The organism is Nakamurella sp. (genome assembly GCF_048594475.1).
Taxonomy (GTDB): domain Bacteria; phylum Actinomycetota; class Actinomycetes; order Mycobacteriales; family Nakamurellaceae; genus Nakamurella.
In genome coordinates, this window is sequence record NZ_JBMDXT010000346.1 from 1 (window position 1) to 1,635 (window position 1,635).

Consider the following 1,635-nt stretch of genomic DNA (forward strand, 5'->3'; position numbering starts at 1 on the left):
GTCCGTCCCGCCCGTCCGACCGGTCGGCGACCGGGACACCGGCCGGATCGACGGCCGGATCGGCCCGCGGGTCGGGGTCGCCGTCCCGGGCCCGTCCGTCGACCGGGCGGTCGAGCGCCCGATCCCGGAACGGAGCGGCCGACCGGGACCGGTCGGGCCGCCCCCGGGGCGGCCGTACCGCCGGTGCGCGCCGCCGCACGCCCTGGCGGCTGGCGACCATCGGCGTCCTGGCCGTCCTGACCATCCTGGTGCTGATCCAGACGGCGGACCGGACCGCGCCGACCCAACCGGCGGCGCAGGCCGAGGCCGCCACCGGCGCCCCGCCGGTCGGAACCACCAGCCGGACGGTCGCGCCGTCCGACGCCACCGACACCTCGGCCGCCGCGGCCGAGTCGTCCCCTTCGCTGGTTCCCGATCCCGCGAACACCGACGCCCAGGGCCACACGGCGGCGGGCATCGCGGCCGCCGCGCTGCCCGCCGGCGATCCGTTCACCGCCGCCGGTGCGGGCACCTGGCACGTCGTCCCCGGCACGTCGCCGACGGTCGGCTCCGGGGGTCGGGCGCTGACCTACACCGTCGAGGTGGAGGACGGACTGCCGGCCGAGCTGGATCAGCAGTTCGCGCAGAAGGTCGATGCGACGCTGGCCGACCCGCGATCCTGGATCGGCGACGGGCAGGTCACCTTCACCCGGATCGACACCGGGACCCCGGACATTCGGATCTCGCTCACCAGCCAGCTCGCGATCCGGGCCCCGGCCAACTGCGGCTGGGACATCCCGCTCGAGGCGTCCTGCTTCAACGGCTGGCTGGACCGCGTGATGATCAACGACGCGCGCTGGACCCGCGGGGCGATGTCCTACAACGGCGACCTGGACTCCTACCGGTCCTACGCCATCAATCACGAGGTCGGACATGCGCTGGGCAACCGGCATCAGCCCTGCCCGGCGAGCGGCGCGCCGGCGCCGATCATGATGCAGCAGTCGTGGAGCACCTCCGACGACGACCTGGCGATGCTGGATCCGCAGACGATCCCGCCCGACGGCCACGTCTGCCTGCCCAACCCGTACCCGTTTCCGGACGCCACCGCGGTGCCGCCTCCGGCGCAGCCGGCATCACCCGCCGGCTGACCGGGTCCGGAGGATCTGGGAAGATTCCTCGGCCGTTCGGGGTTGCCCAGAAGGCAGATTGTGGTTCGCGCGCGAGGAGAAGAACGTGACATTGCCGCCGCTGGTGGAGCCAGCAGACTCGCTCACCAAGGCCGAGGTGGAGCGGTACTCGCGCCACCTGATCATTCCCGACGTCGGCATGGCCGGTCAGAAGCGTCTCAAGAACGCCAAGGTGCTGGTCGTCGGCGCCGGTGGGCTGGGGTCGCCCGCGCTGCTCTACCTGGCGGCCGCCGGGGTGGGCACGCTGGGGATCCTCGACTTCGACACGGTCGACGAGTCGAACCTGCAGCGCCAGATCATCCACGGCCAGTCGGACGTCGGGAAGCCCAAGGCGGTGTCCGCGGCGGAGTCGATCGCCGAGGTCAACCCGTACGTGAACGTGATCCTGCACACCGAGCGGCTGGATTCGGGCAATGCCCTGGAGATCTTCGAGCCCTACGACCTGATCCTGGACGGCACCGACAACTTC

Annotated in this window: 2 protein-coding genes; both read left to right on the plus strand. The window is 72.4% G+C overall.

Features of this window, described 5'->3' with window-relative positions; all coding sequences use genetic code 11:
- The coding region (locus tag ACOJUF_RS15805; RefSeq protein WP_420122787.1) for a DUF3152 domain-containing protein at nucleotides 1-1,127 on the plus strand (1,127 nt) is incomplete at its 5' end.
- Between the two features lie 85 nt (nucleotides 1,128-1,212).
- The coding region (locus ACOJUF_RS15810) for a ThiF family adenylyltransferase (RefSeq protein ID WP_420122788.1) at nucleotides 1,213-1,635 on the plus strand (423 nt) is incomplete at its 3' end.